Raw genomic sequence first — 18526 nt, 5'->3', positions numbered from 1 at the left:
GCAGATTTTAAATAAGTATATTTGTAAATTCATTATAAAACACCTTATATGTTTAGCGAGTTAGCATTTGAGATATTTGATAAGAGTATAACCACATACCATATTGAGGACGATGTCAACCAGAGTTTTGAAAATCCATACTCTAAAGACAAGATTGAACATTTGTTGTATAGAAAAAATTGGATTGATACCGTACAATGGCATTATGAAGACATTATCCGTGATCCGCAAATTGATCCTGTTGCCGCTTTGGCACTCAAAAGAAAAATTGATGCTTCCAATCAGGATAGAACAGATATGGTAGAGTTTATCGACAGCTATTTTTTAGAGAAGTATAAAGATGTTGAACCAAAACAGGAAGCTACTATTAATTCTGAGTCTCCTGCTTGGGCCATCGATAGATTGTCCATATTGGCCTTAAAGATTTATCATATGCGTGAGGAAGCTGAGCGCGTTGATGCTTCTCAAGATCACAAGGATAAATGTACCGCTAAACTTGATGTTTTACTTGAACAAAAGAAAGACCTTTCTACAGCAATTGATCAGTTATTAAATGACATAGCTTCCGGTGCCAAATATATGAAGGTCTATAAGCAAATGAAAATGTACAATGACGAGGAACTAAATCCAGTACTGTACAAAAAATAGTTGGAATCCAATATATGGATAAAAAACACATTTTAGCAATTCGATTTTCAGCGGTAGGGGATGCGGCTATTGCGGTTCCCGTACTTAGAGCATTGCTCCAACAAAACCCAGGATTAAAGGTGAGTGTAGCAACACAGTCCTTCTTAAAGCCTGTGTTTGAAACGGTAGAAGGTGTGAGTGTTTTACCTGCCGATATCCGAGGGAAGCACAAAGGGATAAAAGGATTATATAAATTTTATTCCGAGATCAAGAATCAAAATTTTGAAGCTGTTGCGGATTTACACGGCTCATTGAGAAGTCGGGTAATTAAGCTGTTTTTTTTCTTTTCAGCTGTGGGGTCAAAAACCATAAACAAGGGAAGAAGTGAAAAAAGAGCCTTGGTAAAGGGCAACATATTTAAACCCCTAAAGTCGAGTACAGAGCGCTATGCAGATGTCTTTCGATCTTTAGGATTTAAAGTAGATCTCAGTAAAGATGTTTTCCCGGCTAAACAGCCCTTGTCAACCGATGTTCACAATTTAATTGGAACCGGTACAAAACCATGGGTTGGTATTGCGCCATTTGCATTCTATGACACAAAAATGTATCCGTTGGACTTAATGGAAAAAGTAATTGATTCCATTTCAAAAACAGGAAACTATCAACTTATCTTATTCGGTGGTAAAAAGGAACTGCCAGAGTTGAAGCTCCTTTCGGAAAGTTATCCAAATACAGCCTATACTTTTGGGAAGATTAGTTTCGAACAAGAAATAAAATTGATTTCCAATTTGGATTTAATGGTTTCCATGGATAGCGGTAATGCGCATCTGGCAGCAATGCAAGGCGTAAAAGTACTTAGCCTTTGGGGAGTAACCCACCCTTATGCCGGCTTTTATCCTTATAAACAGCCGGAATCAAATTCATTACTCGCCGATCGCAAGCAATATCCTTTAATCCCAACTTCAGTTTATGGAAATAAAGCACCTGATTCCTATAAGGATGTCATGCGGACCATTCCAGTGGAAGCTGTTGTTGAAAAAATAATAAACTTAACCAAAAGCCAAGAATTGTGAAACTTACAGGACTAATACTATTGTTTATCTTTGTGCAGCCGATATGGGCTCAAGAGACGACTTACAACTATAAAACCATATCAAATATACCGTACTACGACCAGGCGACTAACGCCTCTGACTCCTATATCAATGAACGTTGCGTATTGGATCTCTATTATCCAGAAAAGGCATTAGACTTTCCGACCGTGGTTTGGTTTCACGGAGGGGGTATAACTGGCGGCTCAAAGGAAATTCCTGAAGCTTTAAAAAATAAAGGAATGGCGGTAATTGGTGTAAATTATCGGTTGAGTCCCAAGGTTGAAGCACCAGCGTATATTAAAGATGCTGCGGCTGCAGTTGCATGGGCTTTTAAAAACATTCAAGACTACGGAGGCAATAATGGCCTAATATTTGTATCTGGACATTCTGCTGGAGGATATTTAACCAGTATGGTAGGTTTGGATAAATCTTACCTCAATGCCTTTGGTATTGATGCTGATTCCATTGCCGGACTGATACCCTTTAGTGGACATACCATTACGCATTTTACAGTAAGACAAGAACGAGGAATCCCTGGTACACGTCCTATTATTGATTCGTTAGCACCTCTGTATCACGTAAGGAAAGAGGCACCTCCACTGTTGTTGATTACTGGTGATCGTGAAATGGAGATGTTAGGGCGATACGAGGAAAACGCCTATATGATGCGTATGATGAAAGTCGTTGGGCATCAAAATACCAGGCTTTATGAAATGGATGGTTACGGTCATGGAATGACTGAGCCAGCCTTTCCGTTACTCGTAAAAATGGTAAAGGAGATCGCTGACAAAAGGGAAAATTAAATATTTATTATTTAGATATTTTATGTTATTTAACATGAGTGTAATGGTTTCCCTGCTTAGTTATACCTGCAATTAATTTTATAAAAATCAATACCATGATCAAAGTATTTCGTATAGTAGCAGTACTTGTTTTTATAATGAGTTCTTGTAAATCAAAACAGCAGGCTAGCCAAAACCTTCCAATTGGGGACAACAGCCAAAATTCATTAGACTGGAACGGTGTATATCGTGGGTTGTTACCCTGCGCCGACTGTCCTGGAATTCTAATGGAACTGGAACTCAATACGGATCTGACATACAAACTATCGTATCAATATCAGGAAGCTACCCCTGAGGTGTTTACAGAAAAGGGTGTTTTTGAATGGAATGACTCTGGTAGTAAGATCACCCTAATAGAGGATGATCAATCGAATCACAGAAGGTTTCAGGTTGGGGAGAATCAACTCTTTAGTCTTGATGGCGATGGTAATAGAATTACCGGGGAGTTAGCAGAGATGTATATACTCAAAAAAAACAACTACGATAATAAAATCACTGAAAAGTACTGGAAACTCATCACTTTAAACGACAAGCCAATCGCTGTAAAGGATACCCAGTCTAAAGAGGCTCATTTTATTCTCAAAGAGAATGAAAATGCTGTTAATGGAAGCACTGGTTGTAATGGGATTCGGGGGACCTATACCTTGGAAGAAGGAGATAAGATTCACTTTTCTCAAATGCTCTCGACCAGAATGGCCTGTATGGATGTTCCTTACGAAGGAGAGTATTTGAAAGTGCTGGAAAAAGCAGATCACTACAGTTTGATGGGTGATACCTTAACTTTAAAAGCTGCTGATAAAACACTAGCTACTTTTGAGGCCGTTTGGTTTCATTAAAAACAATGTAACTAGACTATACTTAATTAAAAGAAAACACCTATTGGAGTACGCTCTAATAGGTGTTTTCTTTTATGGTAATCACATTAAATTTTTTTGGTATTCTTTAGTCTTTATTTTTTTTAAACATCGTCGTAATCTATAGAAATAGTAGGTGTTGTCGGATGTGCTTGACAGGTTAGAATTAATCCTTCTTGTATTTCGCTATCCGTTAGGATTTGATTTTTAACCATTTCTACCTTACCTTCTTTAAGTCTAGCGACACAGCTACTACATATACCGCCTTGACATGAATATGGAGCATCAATATCTTCCTCTAATACCGCGTCAAGTACACGTTTTTTTCTATCCATTACAAAGCTGCTTTCTTCCTCGTCCACCATAACCGTTACCTTAGTTTGGCCTTCAATAGATTCTGCTATGTGATCTTCATCGTCTGATGTGGTAAACAACTCTGTTTTTATAAGCTCCTTAGGAATTTCATTTTCCAATAAAACCTTGGTTACATTTTCTGTCATTTCTTCAGGGCCACAGAGATAGAATGCGCCAAATGGAATATCCTGACATTTGTTTCTAAGCATAAAGTTGATCGAAGACTTTTCTATTCTACCAAAGAGAGCGTTGTCCTCCTCCTTTTGGCTATAGATAAATTGTACGATAAGCCTGCCTGGATATTGTTCCAATAAACCACTTATTTGCTTGTGAAACATGGTCTCTGTCATGGTTTTATTGCCAAATACCAATAAAAATTTTGAATTGGTATTTTGGAGGACCTCCTTCATAATGCTCATAATTGGAGTAATCCCACTACCTGCTGCAAAGGCTGCAATATTTTGATCTTTTAATTTCTCGGGTTGGTAGGTGAAATGACCCTCAGGAGGGTAGACCTCAAAACTGTCTCCAACTTGGATCGATTGTGCGTACTTGGAAAAAGTACCATCCTCAATGGCCTTGATTCCGATGGAAATAGATTCCTTGTCTGTAGAGGAACATATGGAATATGAACGTCTGAGTTCTACTGAGTTCAATTCTTTTTTTATGGTGATATGTTGACCAGGTGTAAATTTGAAAGTATCCTTTAAATCTGCCGGGATGTCGAAAGTGACAACCACTGAGGTAGGTGTACTTTTTTCTACTGATTTAACCTTAAGTGTATGAAAGTGAATCATTCAAATATTTTTTGCAAAAATACGGAATATACACTCGATTAAAAACCCGATTTAATAAAATTTGTGTTAATTGCTAAAGTTTTAAATTTGTATGTTTTTATTGTAACTAAAATCGCTAGTTGCATACCAATAGACTAAACACAGTTTTAATATTCAATAACCATCAACCAAATGCTTACACATTTTATACGTCTTCAGTGGAAGTCCTTTTTTAGATCCGCATCCTTTTCCTCAAATTTGTTCATGAAAATATTGATGGTTTTTTTTGCCCTTTATTTCGCGATCAGCTTTGCGGTATTGGGAGGCATTATTTATTTTCTTCTTGAAGAGGAGTTAGGTCTAAAGCCCTTTGAAACCGTAAACAAATTTATGGTGTATTACCTTGCAATGGATTTACTTGCCAGGTATTTGCTGCAAAAAATGCCGGTCGTCAATATCAAGCCTTTGTTATACCTTCCCTTTAATAAATCTAAAATTGTCCATTTTAGTTTATGGAAAACCATTCTCTCGTTTTTTAATATAGTTCATGCGTTTTTCTTTATTCCTTTTGCGGTAGTACTGCTTATAGAAGGCTTTGATGCATTGCAGGTTATCGCGTGGTTTGTTGCGAATACTGCCTTGATTTTTTGCAACAATTTCATCAACGTATTCGTCAATGCTATAAACCGTATTTTCTATGTAGTCTTAGGGATACTGATCATAATGGGGACCCTACAGTACTATGACGTATTTGATCTTACACTATGGACGGGGTCAATATTTCAAGGCTTTTATGACTTGCCTATTATAGCTCTTATCCCTGTGTTGTTGGTAATAGTATTTTATCAAATAGCCTTTCGTTATTTTAAGGCCAGACTCTATTTGGATTCTGGTCTGGCGGTGAAACAAAAAGCAGCAAATACGGAACAGCTTGACTGGGTTAACCGATTCGGAAGCGTGGCGGTATTTCTTAAAAATGACATTAAACTAATCAAAAGAAACAAGCGCTCTAGGACAACGGTTATTATGAGTTTTCTGTTTATTTTTTACGGACTGTTGTTCTTCTCTGGCGCCATAGAAATGTACGATGGGCCATTTTGGAGGATGTTTGCTGCGTTATTTGTATCTGGAGGGTTTTTATTTAGCTTCGGGCAGTTTGTCCCTAGTTGGGACAGTGCGTATTATCCCCTTATGATGAGTCAAAACATCCGATACAGGGACTATTTGAATTCAAAGTGGTGGCTTATGGTTGTGGCGACAATGGTTGCTACAGTTTTGGCTACTTTTTATCTTTATTTTGGATGGGATGTATACATGGCAGTTGTTGTTGGTGCCTGTTATAATATTGGGGTGAACTCATATATGGTTTTATGGGGTGGTGCTTATGTTAAAACGCCCATCGATCTGACGAGTAATAAAAAGGCCTTTGGAGATTCTCAGGCATTTAATGCCAAAACCTTGCTCTTGACCATACCAAAATTAGTCATACCAATGCTGCTATATGGCTTGGGATATTATACTCTAGGGCCTATCTATGGTTATGGATTGGTGCTTCTAGTAGCAATTTTAGGTTTTGCCTTTAAAGAAAAGGCATTCAACATTATTGAAAAGGTCTATAAGGCTGAAAAGTATAAAACCTTGGCCGCTTACAAACAAAAAAATTAATACATCAATCATACTTTAAATACCATGATACAAGTAAACTCTTTAAGTAAAAAATATAAGAACGTAACGGTTCTGGATATAGAATCCCTAGAAATCCCTAGCGGGCAAATTTTTGGACTTGTCGGTAATAACGGAGCAGGAAAAACGACATTTTTTAGTCTTTTGTTAGACCTTATTAAGGGCAGTAGTGGTCATATTTTAAACAATCAGATTCAGATCGATAAAAGTGAAGATTGGAAGCCTTTTACCGCTGCTTTTATTGACGAGAGCTTCTTAATCGGGTATTTGACACCAGAAGAATACTTTTATTTTATCGGAGAGTTAAGAGGGATGAATCAGGCAGATGTAGATCAATTTTTAAAGCCTTTTGAAGATTTCTTTCATGGAGAAATCCTGCAGAGTAAGAAGTACCTTCGGGATCTTTCAAAAGGAAATCAGAAAAAAGTAGGTATAGTCGCTTCTTTTATTGGGCAGCCTAAAGTAATTATTCTAGATGAGCCTTTTGCAAACCTGGATCCTTCAACTCAAATTCGACTTAAAAAAATCATTGCAGATTATAAGGAAAATCCGGATGTTACCTTGCTGATATCAAGCCACGATTTAGCCCACGTAACTGAGGTGTGTCAGCGTATAGTGGTTTTAAACAAGGGGCAAATCGTAAAAGACATACAAACCTCTGAGCGAACTCTTAAAGAATTGGAAGGTTTCTTTTCGGAAGAAATTTTGACGACAAGTGTTGTAGATTAAGCATTTAAATTAGGATAATTTATCCAAGATGGTAAGGAAAACAAAAAGATAATGTATTTTTACCTTGTCCCTTATGAATACTTAATCGGGAATGCACGTTTAATAAATTGTATTTCAATTGACTAGAAACCCTAAAATACTAATTTGTGTGTTGCTTGTGCTGTTGGCTGTGGTGGCCTGTTCTACTAGGAAAGACTCCGTAGTCAACAGGAACTGGAATGCCATGAATGCAAAGTTTAATACACTTTACAATGGTCACCTAGCTCTTGAAGAAGGACAACATAGTCTGGTGGAGTCCTATGTAGATAATTATTGGGAGCTTCTTCCTGTAGAACGTTTGGAAATTCGGGAGGATATCGTTATTGACACGGCTCAGCTCAATCCTAATTTTAGACGTGCCGAGCTCAAAGCTACTAAAGCCATTCAGAAATACGGGATGGATATTGGGGGCAAGGAGCGCAATCCCCAAATAGATGAGGCTTATTTGCTTTTGGGAAAGGCTAGGTATTATGACCAAAGGTTTGTTCCTGCTCTAGAGGCCTTTAATTACATTTTAAGAAAGTACACCAATAGCGATCTTATCCACCAAGCTGGAGTTTGGCGAGAAAAGACCAACATTCGAATGGAAAATGAAGAGGTCGCAATCACGAATTTGAAAAGAATTGTGCGCCGTGATCTCGATAAGGAAGTAATGACTGATGCCTATGCCATGATGGCTCAAGCTTATATAAATCTTGAACAAAAGGATAGCGCTATTATCCCGCTTAAAATTGCAAGCAATATGAGCAGGGATTATGAGAAGAAAGGGCGTTATGATTTTATCATTGGACAATTGTACAATGAAAAGGGGATGCCGGATAGTGCTAATATTGCTTTTGACAGGGTTATAGAGTACAACCGTAGAACCCCGAGGGTGTATTTGATCAATGCCTATGTAGCCAAAATAAAAAATAAATTTAAAGAGCAGCAACAGGATTATGTCTTGAGAGAAGAATTAGAAAAAATGGAGCGCAATCGGGAAAATCGAGCTTTCTTAGGGCCGTTATACCGTTTGCATGCACTCTATTATATGCAGTACGATTCTCTGGAGCAAGCCACTGTGTATTTTAATAAGTCATTGAGAAACGCTCATGATGACCAGGGGTTACTCTACAGAAATTACCAGGCTCTTGGAACCATGTCCTTTGACAATTCAAAGTATAAACTAGCAGGTGCCTATTATGATAGTACACTAACCTATCTAAATTCTAACACCAAAGACTTTAGAGTACTGAGTAGAAAAAGAGACAATTTGGATGATGTGATCATGTATGAAGAGGTGGTGTCTCGAAACGATAGTATTCTAACGGTGCTGCAACTTAGCGATGAGCAAAGGAAGGCGTATTATCAAAAGCATATCGATTCTCTTGTTGCTTATGAGCAGGAATTAAAGGAAAAGCAAGAAATCGCGGCTTCCCATCGAGCCAATCAAAGAGGCTTCCTTAACGGCTTTTCTAAAGACAATAAAGCTGTTGAATTTTACTTCTATAACAGCACTAACGTAAGTTATGGGAAACAACAATTTAAAGCCATCTGGGGTGATAAGGTTTTAGGAGATAACTGGCGATTCAATGGGCTATCTATGCAGGGAGATAATGCGGTAGCGGCCGAAGTGAACACCAGTACTACAAATCCTTTACATCAGCTATCTTATTACCTAGATCGACTTCCGGTGGGGGTTGCAGCTGTCGATAGTTTAGACACACAGACTAATTTTGCAAATTATCAACTCGGACTTCTTTATAAAGAGAAATTTCAGGAATACCAATTGTCGGCAAATAAATTGGAGGCTGTATTGGACAACAATCCTGAGGAACGTTTAATACTACCTTCAAATTACAACTTATACAAGCTGTATCAGCAATTGGATCCTGCAAAAGCGCAGCAGTTTAAAACGGCTATTATTCAAAACTATCCAGAATCGCGATATGCCATGTTGTTAAAGAATCCATCGATGATACTTAGCGGGGACCAGACAAGTCCAGAGGCTATTTATGGACAATTGTACAAGGATTTTGAAAACCAAAAATACCAATCAGTGGTAGAACAGTGTGATATTAATATCTCTAGATTCAACGCTGAGGATATTGTTGTTAAGTTTGAAATGTTAAAGGCATCTGCTACTGCACGGTTGTACGGAATCAAGGCGTATAGGAGCGGCTTAAATGAAATTGTATTGAATTATCCGAATTCTGAAGAAGCAGAGCGGGCAGGAGAACTTCTTGCCGGAACCTTGGCACAATTTGAGGATGAAAGTTTTGAACTCGGTACGTCAGGCTCGACAAATTGGAAATTGATATATCCATTTCATAGCAATGACACCATAGGGCTGAATAAGTTACAGACGACCATAAAACAGTCTTTAGAAGATCTGGAATACAATCAAATTACCTATTCACAGGATCAGTATAACCTCGATACCGTTTTTGTAAGCATCCATGGATTTACCTCCAAGTTGCGCGCACAGGGCTATGCCGAATTGTTAAACATTAACAAAGATTATTTGGTTGACAATGAGAATTTTGTAATTTCGTCATCCGATTATAAGAAAATCCAAATCTATAAAAACCTCGAAGGTTATTTAAGTCAAATTACTAAAATTAACCCAAATCTTAATAATTAATATCATGTTTGCAGAATCAAAGAGAAATCGCGTAGAGCCCGTAGTTGGACAGACCAACAGAATCGTTGAAAACACCAAAATCAAAGGAGACCTTATATCAGAAGCAGATATCCGAATTGATGGTGAACTCGAAGGTAGTATTTCCGCAAAGGGAAAGGTTGTCATTGGAAGAGCTGGGAAGGTCAGTGGAAAAATCCAATGTATGAATGCGGATATCGAAGGTAAATTCGAAGGTGAGCTGAAGGTCGAAAATGTATTGAGTCTTAAGGGTACTGCGCAGATCGATGGTGATGTAGTGGTTGGTAAACTTGCTGTTGAACCGGGAGCTACATTTAATGCAGCATGTTCTATGAAAGGGGCATCCTTAAAATCTGTTCGTGAGAATGAAGGACAAAAAGAATCAAAGTCCGCGGAGAAATCAGCTTAAAACCTGGGTTCGATTTAGTAACATAGGCTTGCAAATGGCCATTGTAATTGCCGCCGGCACCTATTTAGGCGTATGGTTGGATGAAAAATATCCAAATCAATATTCTGCCTATACTGTGGTGTGTTCTCTATTTGCGGTTTTTGCTTCGCTATACAATGTCTTTAGACAGCTCAAGAACATCAATAAGAAAAATAATTCCTAAGCCGTTGATAACGGCCTTTTTTATATGAAATCTAAGCTATTTACTTCTGTACTTATTTATATTGGAATCACCTTGTTGTTGTTTACATCGCAATGGGTAGTTCAAAGTGAACTTTTTAGCGAAATTGATTTTTATTACCCGCTTTGGGGAATCTATTTATTTCATTCTTGTTTTGCTGCCGTGATTTATTTTACAGTTAAAGCGGTGCATGGAATTCTTCCCGATAAGGCAGGCTTAGCGTTCTTAGCTTTAAGTGGTTTTAAGATGCTTGGGGCAATCCTTTTTTTAGTTCCCTTAATACAAAGTGAGCTAGCTGATCCAATCCCGGCAGTATTTAGCTTTTTTGTACCCTATTTCCTTTACCTTCTAATCGAAGTCATACTTGTTATAAAACTCTTGAAATAAACGAGTTTTGATAAAAAATTGAGTTTTCTGATATAATATAAAAAAAAATAGTGGAGAGCTTCCTAGTATGAAGAAAAGATGTACCTTTGCAGCAAATTTTTGAGGACCATATATTTTATCAATTAGAGGTATGATCATAGTAGGAAATTCGATCAGAAGATTCTTTCTTGTAGTAGTGTTGTTTTGTTCCTTAGGAGCCTTGGCTCAGGAACACGAAAATCAATCTTCGGAAACCTCCGAGGAACTTGAGTTCGACGCAACAGAATTAATAAATAGTCACATTTATGATTCTCACGAATTTCATATTGCGGACTGGAATGGAAAGGCAATTTCGCTTCCGCTTCCTGTGATTTTGTGGACAGAAAACGGCTTGGTGACATTCATGTCTTCGGCCTTTCATCATGATGAAGAAGGCAGCGTAGTCGTAGAGCGAGGTGAACAACAATTCGTTCGTTACCAAGACGAGATCTACTATGCTGACGCAAATGGTACTGTTGCTTTTGACGCTGATCAGAATGTAACCAACGATAGACCGCTTAACTTCTCTATTACTAAAAACGTCTTTACTTTATTTGTATCAGCAGCATTTATGTTGTTGATTTTTATACCCATTGGAAATTCGTATAAAAAGAACCAAAGAGCGCCAAAAGGAATTGCTGCCTTTTTCGAGCCTCTAGTTGTTTTTGTTCGTGATGATATTGCTGTTCCTAATATAGGAGAGAAGAAATACCAAAAATACATGCCTTATTTATTGACGGTGTTCTTTTTGATTTGGTTTGGAAATATGTTTGGATTGATTCCGTTCTTCCCATTCCAAGGAACACTTACAAATGATATTCTATTTACAGGAGTTATGGCAACCATGACTTTCCTGATCACCATATTTAGTGGAAATAAAAGCTACTGGGGTCATATCTTTGCAACACCTGGTGTTCCAAAGTGGTTATTGCCAATTATGATTCCTGTTGAGGTTTTAGGGATGTTTACCAAACCTTTCGCATTAATGATTCGTTTGTTTGCTAACATTACTGCAGGGCACATCATCATATTGAGTTTGATGGCGCTTATTTTTATTTTCCAAACCGCTTGGATTTCACCGGTATCTATCGCTTTTTCGTTGTTTATGTACGCATTGGAGTTGTTGGTAGCGGCCTTACAGGCGTATGTGTTTACGCTCCTTTCTGCACTGTTCATCGGGCAGGCCGTGGAAGAGCATCATTAATTTAATTGTGAGTTTTAATTAGTAACTATATAAATTTTTAACTATGATTTTAGCTGGAATAGGAGCTGGATTAGCTGCCATCGGTGCAGGAATTGGTATCGGTAAAATTGGTGGATCTGCAATGGATGCTATTGCTCGTCAACCTGAAGCAGCTTCAAAAATTCAAACTGCTATGATTATTGCTGCGGCACTTATTGAAGGTGTTGCGCTTTTCGCAGTAGTTGTTGCGCTTATCGCAAAATAATTTTTGAAAATGAAGTCGTGCTGTAACGGTTGGTTACAGCATGATTTTCTTTTAACATTAGAAACGTTATTTAATATTTTATATAATGAATCCTACACATCCTGAGAGTTTAATATTTTGGTCAGTAATCGTATTTGTCATTCTTTTTATTCTTCTTAAAAAGTTTGCCTGGACTCCTATATTAGGAGCTGTTAAAGGTAGAGAAGAATCCATAAACAAGGCTTTGGATGCTGCTGAAGATGCTCGTAAAGAAGTACAAAACCTTAAAGCGGATAACGAAAAACTTCTTCAAGAAGCGCGTATTGAAAGAGACGCAATGCTTAAAGATGCCCGTGAGATCAAGGATAAAATGATTGCTGAAGCTAAAGAAATAGCAAAGGAACAAGCGGATAAAATTATCACACACGCTCAAGTAGTAATAGAGGGAGAGAAACAGGCTGCTGTTGCTGAATTGAAACAGCAAGTAGCTACACTATCAGTTGATATTGCAGAGAAAATCGTACAAGGACAATTGTCTGACCACGACAAGCAATTGAAATTGGTAGATACGATGTTGGATCAAGTTACTTTAAACTAGTATTATGAAAGGTACAAGAGCGGGACTTAGATATGCAAAAGCTGTACTGGCACACGCTAAGGAGCAGCATACTTTAGAAGAGGTCAATCAGGACATGGAGTCTATCTTTAAGACGATTCAGGGAAGTAGTGAATTGCAATATATGCTTCAAAGTCCGGTGATTAAACTTGCAGATAAAAAAGCAGCACTTACTGAGATTTTTTCTGGCATGAATGTCACCACTGAAGGCCTAATAGGTATTTTAGTTGAAAATAACCGTATAAATCTTCTGGGCGCCATCGCTGAAAAATACAGTGAACTATATGATGCCTTAAGAGGCGAGCAGGCTGCTATTGTTACTACCGCGGTGCCTTTAACTGGAGAATTGGAAAAAAAGGTATTGCTTAAAGTTCAGGAATTAACTGGTAAAAAAGCAGTCTTAGAAAATAAAATCGACCCAACTATCATTGGTGGATTCGTATTGCGTGTTGGAGATTTACAATACAACGCAAGCGTAGCGAACCAATTGAATAATTTGAAAAGAGATTTATTAAATAACTCTTTCGTAGCATAATAATTTAAAATAAAGGCAGGGTGTATTTCTAAAACAAACGCCCACAATTTAAATACTATAAAAGATGGCTGAAGTTAAAGCTGCTGAGGTATCAGCAATATTAAAAAAGCAACTATCAGGATTTGAAGCAAAAGCTTCATTGGACGAAGTAGGAACTGTACTCCAGATAGGGGATGGTATCGCACGTGTGTACGGATTGTCTAACGCACAGTACGGAGAACTTGTTGAATTTGAAACAGGTTTAGAAGGAATGGTACTTAACCTAGAAGAAGATAATGTTGGGATTGTAATATTAGGGCCTTCCAAAGATATTAGAGAAGGTGATACCGTTAAGCGTACCCAACGAATCGCATCCATTCAGGTGGGTGAAAAAATGGTGGGACGTGTAGTAAACACTCTTGGACAGCCTATTGATGGTAAAGGTCCGATCGGAGGTGAACTTTACGAAATGCCTTTAGAGCGTAAAGCACCTGGTGTAATTTTCCGTCAACCTGTGACAGAACCTTTACAAACTGGAATTAAGTCAGTAGACGCCATGATTCCTGTAGGTAGAGGACAACGTGAGTTGGTTATTGGCGACCGTCAAACTGGTAAAACTACGGTTTGTATTGACACCATTATCAATCAAAAAGAATTTTATGACGCTGGAGAGCCTGTATATTGTATCTATGTTGCCATAGGACAAAAGGCATCTACTGTTGCTGCTATTGCAAAGACACTGGAAGATAAAGGTGCTCTTGCTTATACTGTAATCGTTGCTGCTAATGCTTCTGATCCTGCTACAATGCAGGTATATGCTCCGTTCGCTGGAGCTGCAATCGGAGAGTATTTCAGAGATACTGGTCGTCCAGCACTTATCATATATGATGATCTTTCAAAACAAGCAGTTGCCTATAGAGAGGTTTCTTTGTTGCTTCGTAGACCACCGGGACGTGAAGCTTACCCTGGAGACGTTTTCTTCCTTCACTCTAGATTGTTAGAGCGTGCGGCTAAGGTAATCGCTGATGATGATATCGCTAAAGAGATGAACGACCTTCCTGAATCCTTAAGACCGATCGTTAAAGGAGGAGGTTCACTTACAGCACTTCCAATTATTGAGACCCAAGCAGGAGACGTTTCTGCCTATATTCCTACCAACGTAATTTCGATTACTGATGGTCAGATTTTCTTGGAATCAGATTTGTTCAACTCTGGGGTTCGTCCGGCAATTAACGTGGGTATTTCTGTATCTCGTGTTGGTGGATCTGCTCAGATTAAATCCATGAAAAAAGTAGCAGGTACATTGAAACTTGATCAAGCTCAGTTCCGTGAACTGGAAGCTTTCGCAAAATTCGGTTCTGACCTTGACGCTGCAACAATGAATGTTATTGAAAAAGGTAAACGTAACGTTGAAATCCTTAAACAAGCTCAAAATGATCCTTACACTGTAGAAGATCAGGTAGCAATTATCTACGCAGGTTCTAAAAACCTTCTTAGAGATGTTCCTGTAGAGAAAGTTAAGGAATTTGAAAAGGACTATATATCATTCCTAAATGCTAAGCATAGAGTGGTATTGGATACCTTAAAAGCAGGAAAACTTACTGACGAAGTAACGGACACACTAACTCAAGTGGCGAAGGAACTTTCTCAAAAATATAAAGGGTAAACCAAAAGGTTCAGTTATTCCGGGCAAAAGCCTGGAATAAACGGATCTAAGATAATACTCATTTCTTAATTTATAAGATGGCAAATTTAAAAGAAATACGGAACAGAATTACATCAGTGGGTTCAACCATGCAGATTACCAGTGCCATGAAAATGGTTTCGGCTGCTAAGTTGAAAAAAGCCCAGGATGCTATTACTGCGATGAGACCTTATGCAGATAAGCTTACAGAACTTTTACAGAGTGTAAGTGCTAGTTTGGAAGGGGAGTCTGGTAGTGTATTTGCAGAACAAAGAGAAGTGAAAAATGTGTTGGTCGTTTCCATAACTTCCAATAGAGGATTGTGTGGTGCATTTAATACTAACGTGATTAAGGAAAGTTCTAGATTGGCCAATGAAACTTATGCTGATAAGAACGTGAGCTTTATGACTATTGGGAAAAAGGGGCACGATATCTTAGGTAAAAAGTTCTATGTAATTCACAATAACAATAGTGTTTTTGATGATTTGACATATGAGAACGTTTCTGAAATTACCAGACGTTTAATGGACATATACTCCGAAGGAACATACGATAAGATCGTTTTGGTGTACAACCATTTTAGAAACGCAGCAACTCAAGTCGTTAAAACTGAAAATTTCCTTCCAATTCAACCTGTAGCACTAGAGGATTCAGTTAGCAGTTCAGCTGACTATATTTTCGAACCAAACAAAGTTGAGATCGTAGAAACACTAATTCCGAAGTCCTTAAAGACACAATTGTACAAGTCTATTCGTGATTCCTTCGCTTCAGAACACGGTGCGCGAATGACTGCCATGCACAAGGCAACAGATAACGCAGGGGAATTGAGATCTGAACTCAAACTAACATACAACAAAGCACGTCAGGCAGCTATTACTAATGAAATATTAGAGATCGTTGGTGGGGCAGAAGCACTAAATAATTAATCGTAGCGGTCCATTATTGGATACTATATATCGATTACAATACTAAATCCGATTCTGCTTCAGAGTCGGATTTAGTATTTTTATAACCCCTTAGCTTTTTTAAATTTAGGGTGTAAGTACCCTGGCATCAATTTTGAAATTGTATCTTTAAATACAAATTCTATTATCAAATGAGATATTTTGTAAAAATACTGGCTTTAGGGCTATTGGTTTTTGGTTATACCGCCTGTGGCAGCTCACAAAAGTTGGTTGACCAACTTCCTTTTACCCATGGAGAACTACGCTTGGAGCCATGGACCGTAGGTGAAACCAATACGCTAAAGGGCGTGAATATATATATCCCGTTACAGGAGGATTCTTCTTCCGTGGTATTAGACAGCCTCTATTATCAAGGAAAGGTTGTTCAATTGGAGTCTGTTAAAAGGGATTCTTATAAGGTGTATATTGGCCGTTTTATGGACAGTAATCATTCAAACCTCATTTTGCATGCAGATCCAAAAAAGGAATTTGGGAATAAGCCACCACAAGGCAGGGTGACTCCACCTTATGCGATCGACGACAATGAGGCGTTACTTAAATATACAATGGATGGAAAAGTCCGCTATTATAAGTTATCCAACCTGGTGCCCGCTACTGCAATTCACTATAATGAATTACCGCCTTCTTTAAGGAAATAGGAAGCTAAATTTGGTAACTTTGCATGATTCGATACTTTTAATTCACTAACACAATCGCGGCTTTGGGGGCGTTACAAAAACTGTTCAAACACACGTTTATTTATGGATTAGCAACGGTACTACCAAGACTGTTAAGTTTTGTGTTAACCCGATTGTATACCGATAAATTGCCTACAGAAGACTACGGGATTTACGCCGCCTTATTTGTGTATTTAATGATCGGAAATGTGGTGCTGTCTTATGGGATGGAAACTGCGTTTTTCCGCTTTATGAATAAGGATCAATCCCAAGAAAAAGTACAGTCTACAGCTCTTAGTTCTATTCTAATGACCGCTGTTGGCTTCTTAGTGGTGGCCTATTTTATTAAAGATTTTCTTGCGGACCTCTTAGAATTCGACGTTCAATATATCGTTTATGGTATTTGGATCTTGTTCTTAGATGCCCTTTGTATCATTCCTTTTGCCTGGATGCGAAATAAAGAGATGCCACTGAAGTATTCTTATATAAAGATTTTTAATGTGGTGGTTAACCTGGGACTAAATCTTTTCTTCTTCCTAGGACTCACTCAGCTTCTATCATCTTCTACATTCTTTGATAGCTGGGAATGGATCGTCTTTGACAACAAAGTACACTATATTTTTATTGCAAATATGGTGGCGAGTTTGGTCACCTTTCTCACCGTTGTGCCCCTATATTTTAAAATCGGAATTGGTTTCGATTTGGGGATATGGAAGAAAATGCTGCGCTACGCCTTCCCTGTGCTTCTTGCCGGGGTAGCCTATACGGTTAATGAAGGTTTTGATAAGATATTGCTTAAGTACCTTTTGCCTGAGGATATAGCGGAACAAACCGTTGGGATATATGCGGCTTGTTATAGGTTGGGAGCATTTATGACCTTGTTTGTCACGGCTTTTAAACTGGGTGTGGAACCCTTCTTTTTCAGCCATGCGAATAACAAAAATTCAAAGGCAATCTATGCTGATACCACCTTGTACTTTACCATCTTCGGCACCTTTATATTTTTATTTGTGGTAGCCTATTCGGAGGTGTTTAAATTACTATTAATCGCAAACCCGGCATATTGGGAAGCCCTATGGATAGTGCCTTTTATTTTATTGGCTAATTTATGCCTGGGTATTTATCACAATTTGTCAGTATGGTATAAAATTACGGATAGAACCAGTTATGGTGCTTATATCTCCATCTTTGGAGCGGTGTTGACCTTGGGGTTAAACTTTATACTAATCCCAATTATAAGTTTTAAGGGTTCTGCTATCGCTACTCTTGTTGCATATGCCTCAATGATGTTCATTTCGTATTATTACGGACAGAAAAATCACCCCATTCCTTATAACCTAAAAAAAATCGGAAGTTACTTAGGTGTATCCATCGTCTTCTCTACACTGTCTTTTTATGTATTTGATCGGAACTTAATTGTGGGAACCCTATTTGTTTTAGTATTTTTGATTTTGATATATAAATTGGAAAATCGAGAACTCAAGCGCATCTTTCGATCGCTGCGTTCCGGTAAACAATCCTAGTCTTTATGGAAATAAAAATTGTCAATAAAACTCAGCACGAATTACCGAGTTATGCCACGCCTTCATCAGCTGGTATGGATTTGAGAGCTGAAATTCAACAGCCCATTACTTTAGAACCATTGGAGAGAGCTGTTGTAAAAACTGGTCTGTTCATAGAACTTCCTGTCGGATATGAGGCTCAAGTTCGCCCTCGTAGTGGGCTCGCTGCTAAAAATGGCGTTACTGTATTAAATGCACCAGGAACTATTGATGCCGATTATCGAGGAGAAATCGGAGTGATTTTAGTGAATCTTTCCAATGATCGCTTTACAATTGAAAACGGAATGAGAATAGCTCAACTAGTTATTGCTGCACATGAGCACATTTCATGGAAACAGGTGTCTGAACTCTCAGATAGCGATAGGGGAACTGGAGGTTTTGGAAGCACCGGAACCAAGTAGCCGCATAATAATGCACGAAAGAAAAAGT

20 protein-coding genes are annotated in these 18526 nt (G+C 38.2%); 19 read left to right on the top strand and 1 reads right to left on the bottom strand.

The annotated features are described in order from the left end of the window. Positions 1-48 precede the first annotated feature (48 nt). The 4 genes from ACN0TV_RS10130 (at position 49) to ACN0TV_RS10115 (ending at position 3399) form a co-directional block, all read left to right on the top strand. Positions 49-648, top strand: coding sequence for a DUF4254 domain-containing protein (locus tag ACN0TV_RS10130; RefSeq protein WP_417362659.1), 600 nt, complete (start codon positions 49-51; stop codon positions 646-648). A 14-nt stretch (positions 649-662) separates the two neighbouring features. After that, positions 663-1700, top strand: coding sequence for a glycosyltransferase family 9 protein (locus ACN0TV_RS10125; RefSeq protein ID WP_417362657.1), 1038 nt, complete (start codon positions 663-665; stop codon positions 1698-1700). Then, complete coding sequence (locus tag ACN0TV_RS10120; protein WP_417362702.1) at positions 1694-2524, top strand: alpha/beta hydrolase; 831 nt, start codon at positions 1694-1696, stop codon at positions 2522-2524. Before ACN0TV_RS10125 ends, ACN0TV_RS10120 begins: the two co-directional genes overlap by 7 nt. 95 nt (positions 2525-2619) lie before the next feature. Continuing rightward, on the top strand, positions 2620-3399 hold the full coding sequence (locus tag ACN0TV_RS10115) for a copper resistance protein NlpE N-terminal domain-containing protein (protein WP_417362655.1): 780 nt from the start codon (positions 2620-2622) through the stop codon (positions 3397-3399). 122 nt (positions 3400-3521) lie between these two features. Here ACN0TV_RS10115 and ACN0TV_RS10110 read toward each other — a convergent pair whose 3' ends face one another. Further along, positions 3522-4568: a 2Fe-2S iron-sulfur cluster-binding protein gene (locus ACN0TV_RS10110; protein ID WP_417362653.1), complete on the bottom strand. Its 1047-nt coding sequence runs from the start codon at positions 4566-4568 to the stop codon at positions 3522-3524. A gap of 171 nt (positions 4569-4739) precedes the next feature. Here ACN0TV_RS10110 and ACN0TV_RS10105 point away from each other — a divergent pair, with 171 nt between their 5' ends. The 15 genes from ACN0TV_RS10105 (at position 4740) to dut (ending at position 18498) form a co-directional block, all read left to right on the top strand. After that, on the top strand, positions 4740-6212 hold the full coding sequence (locus ACN0TV_RS10105) for a DUF5687 family protein (RefSeq protein ID WP_417362651.1): 1473 nt from the start codon (positions 4740-4742) through the stop codon (positions 6210-6212). A 24-nt stretch (positions 6213-6236) separates the two neighbouring features. After that, a complete protein-coding gene (locus ACN0TV_RS10100; RefSeq protein WP_417362649.1) occupies positions 6237-6959 on the top strand; it encodes an ABC transporter ATP-binding protein in 723 nt (240 codons plus the stop codon). 118 nt (positions 6960-7077) lie between these two features. After that, positions 7078-9621, top strand: a complete 2544-nt coding sequence (locus ACN0TV_RS10095) for a tetratricopeptide repeat protein (RefSeq protein ID WP_417362647.1) — start codon at positions 7078-7080, stop codon at positions 9619-9621. A 4-nt stretch (positions 9622-9625) separates the two neighbouring features. Continuing rightward, positions 9626-10048, top strand: a complete 423-nt coding sequence (locus ACN0TV_RS10090; RefSeq protein WP_417362645.1) for a bactofilin family protein — start codon at positions 9626-9628, stop codon at positions 10046-10048. Next, positions 10005-10250 carry an AtpZ/AtpI family protein gene (locus ACN0TV_RS10085; RefSeq protein ID WP_417362643.1) on the top strand — a complete coding sequence of 82 codons (246 nt, stop codon included), beginning with the start codon at positions 10005-10007 and terminating at the stop codon, positions 10248-10250. Before ACN0TV_RS10090 ends, ACN0TV_RS10085 begins: the two co-directional genes overlap by 44 nt. A 24-nt stretch (positions 10251-10274) precedes the next feature. Beyond that, a complete protein-coding gene (locus tag ACN0TV_RS10080) occupies positions 10275-10655 on the top strand; it encodes a hypothetical protein (protein WP_417362641.1) in 381 nt (126 codons plus the stop codon). Between the two features lie 130 nt (positions 10656-10785). Further along, entirely contained in the window at positions 10786-11877 is a 1092-nt protein-coding gene (gene atpB, locus ACN0TV_RS10075; protein WP_417362639.1) for a F0F1 ATP synthase subunit A, read from the top strand. A gap of 43 nt (positions 11878-11920) precedes the next feature. After that, positions 11921-12121 carry an ATP synthase F0 subunit C gene (gene atpE / locus ACN0TV_RS10070; protein WP_417362638.1) on the top strand — a complete coding sequence of 67 codons (201 nt, stop codon included), beginning with the start codon at positions 11921-11923 and terminating at the stop codon, positions 12119-12121. Positions 12122-12206: 85 nt separating this feature from the next. After that, the gene (locus ACN0TV_RS10065; RefSeq protein WP_417362637.1) at positions 12207-12698 is read left to right on the top strand and encodes a F0F1 ATP synthase subunit B; all 492 of its coding nucleotides are present in this window, start codon (positions 12207-12209) and stop codon (positions 12696-12698) included. A 4-nt stretch (positions 12699-12702) separates the two neighbouring features. Next, positions 12703-13251, top strand: coding sequence for an ATP synthase F1 subunit delta (atpH, locus tag ACN0TV_RS10060; protein ID WP_417362635.1), 549 nt, complete (start codon positions 12703-12705; stop codon positions 13249-13251). 64 nt (positions 13252-13315) lie between these two features. Then, entirely contained in the window at positions 13316-14896 is a 1581-nt protein-coding gene (gene atpA, locus ACN0TV_RS10055) for a F0F1 ATP synthase subunit alpha (protein ID WP_417362633.1), read from the top strand. A gap of 77 nt (positions 14897-14973) precedes the next feature. Next, a complete protein-coding gene (gene atpG, locus ACN0TV_RS10050; RefSeq protein ID WP_417362631.1) occupies positions 14974-15840 on the top strand; it encodes an ATP synthase F1 subunit gamma in 867 nt (288 codons plus the stop codon). A gap of 170 nt (positions 15841-16010) precedes the next feature. Beyond that, entirely contained in the window at positions 16011-16517 is a 507-nt protein-coding gene (locus ACN0TV_RS10045; RefSeq protein ID WP_417362629.1) for a hypothetical protein, read from the top strand. Positions 16518-16579: 62 nt separating this feature from the next. Further along, a complete protein-coding gene (locus ACN0TV_RS10040) occupies positions 16580-18058 on the top strand; it encodes an oligosaccharide flippase family protein (RefSeq protein ID WP_417362627.1) in 1479 nt (492 codons plus the stop codon). Between the two features lie 5 nt (positions 18059-18063). Next, positions 18064-18498 (top strand): dUTP diphosphatase, encoded by a 435-nt coding sequence (gene dut, locus ACN0TV_RS10035; RefSeq protein WP_417362625.1) that lies wholly within the window; start codon positions 18064-18066, stop codon positions 18496-18498. The last annotated feature ends 28 nt before the right edge of the window (positions 18499-18526 follow it).

This window comes from Galbibacter sp. (assembly GCF_048266365.1).
GTDB lineage: Bacteria > Bacteroidota > Bacteroidia > Flavobacteriales > Flavobacteriaceae > Galbibacter.
Note: the sequence above shows the minus strand (reverse complement) of the source record. Positions and strands in the feature narration are given on the sequence as shown.

Excerpts from the sequence above, each read along its gene's own strand:
- ACN0TV_RS10085 (WP_417362643.1), top strand. The coding sequence starts at position 10,005 with ATGAAGGACAAAAAGAATCAAAGTCCGCGGAGAAATCAGCTTAAAACC.
- ACN0TV_RS10100 (WP_417362649.1), top strand. The coding sequence starts at position 6,237 with ATGATACAAGTAAACTCTTTAAGTAAAAAATATAAGAACGTAACGGTT.
- atpB (WP_417362639.1), top strand. The coding sequence starts at position 10,786 with ATGATCATAGTAGGAAATTCGATCAGAAGATTCTTTCTTGTAGTAGTG.
- atpA (WP_417362633.1), top strand. The coding sequence starts at position 13,316 with ATGGCTGAAGTTAAAGCTGCTGAGGTATCAGCAATATTAAAAAAGCAA.
- ACN0TV_RS10110 (WP_417362653.1), bottom strand. The coding sequence starts at position 4,568 with ATGATTCACTTTCATACACTTAAGGTTAAATCAGTAGAAAAAAGTACA.
- ACN0TV_RS10105 (WP_417362651.1), top strand. The coding sequence starts at position 4,740 with ATGCTTACACATTTTATACGTCTTCAGTGGAAGTCCTTTTTTAGATCC.
- atpG (WP_417362631.1), top strand. The coding sequence starts at position 14,974 with ATGGCAAATTTAAAAGAAATACGGAACAGAATTACATCAGTGGGTTCA.
- ACN0TV_RS10115 (WP_417362655.1), top strand. The coding sequence starts at position 2,620 with ATGATCAAAGTATTTCGTATAGTAGCAGTACTTGTTTTTATAATGAGT.
- atpE (WP_417362638.1), top strand. The coding sequence starts at position 11,921 with ATGATTTTAGCTGGAATAGGAGCTGGATTAGCTGCCATCGGTGCAGGA.
- ACN0TV_RS10090 (WP_417362645.1), top strand. The coding sequence starts at position 9,626 with ATGTTTGCAGAATCAAAGAGAAATCGCGTAGAGCCCGTAGTTGGACAG.
- ACN0TV_RS10130 (WP_417362659.1), top strand. The coding sequence starts at position 49 with ATGTTTAGCGAGTTAGCATTTGAGATATTTGATAAGAGTATAACCACA.
- ACN0TV_RS10080 (WP_417362641.1), top strand. The coding sequence starts at position 10,275 with ATGAAATCTAAGCTATTTACTTCTGTACTTATTTATATTGGAATCACC.
- dut (WP_417362625.1), top strand. The coding sequence starts at position 18,064 with ATGGAAATAAAAATTGTCAATAAAACTCAGCACGAATTACCGAGTTAT.
- ACN0TV_RS10045 (WP_417362629.1), top strand. The coding sequence starts at position 16,011 with ATGAGATATTTTGTAAAAATACTGGCTTTAGGGCTATTGGTTTTTGGT.
- ACN0TV_RS10125 (WP_417362657.1), top strand. The coding sequence starts at position 663 with ATGGATAAAAAACACATTTTAGCAATTCGATTTTCAGCGGTAGGGGAT.
- ACN0TV_RS10065 (WP_417362637.1), top strand. The coding sequence starts at position 12,207 with ATGAATCCTACACATCCTGAGAGTTTAATATTTTGGTCAGTAATCGTA.
- atpH (WP_417362635.1), top strand. The coding sequence starts at position 12,703 with ATGAAAGGTACAAGAGCGGGACTTAGATATGCAAAAGCTGTACTGGCA.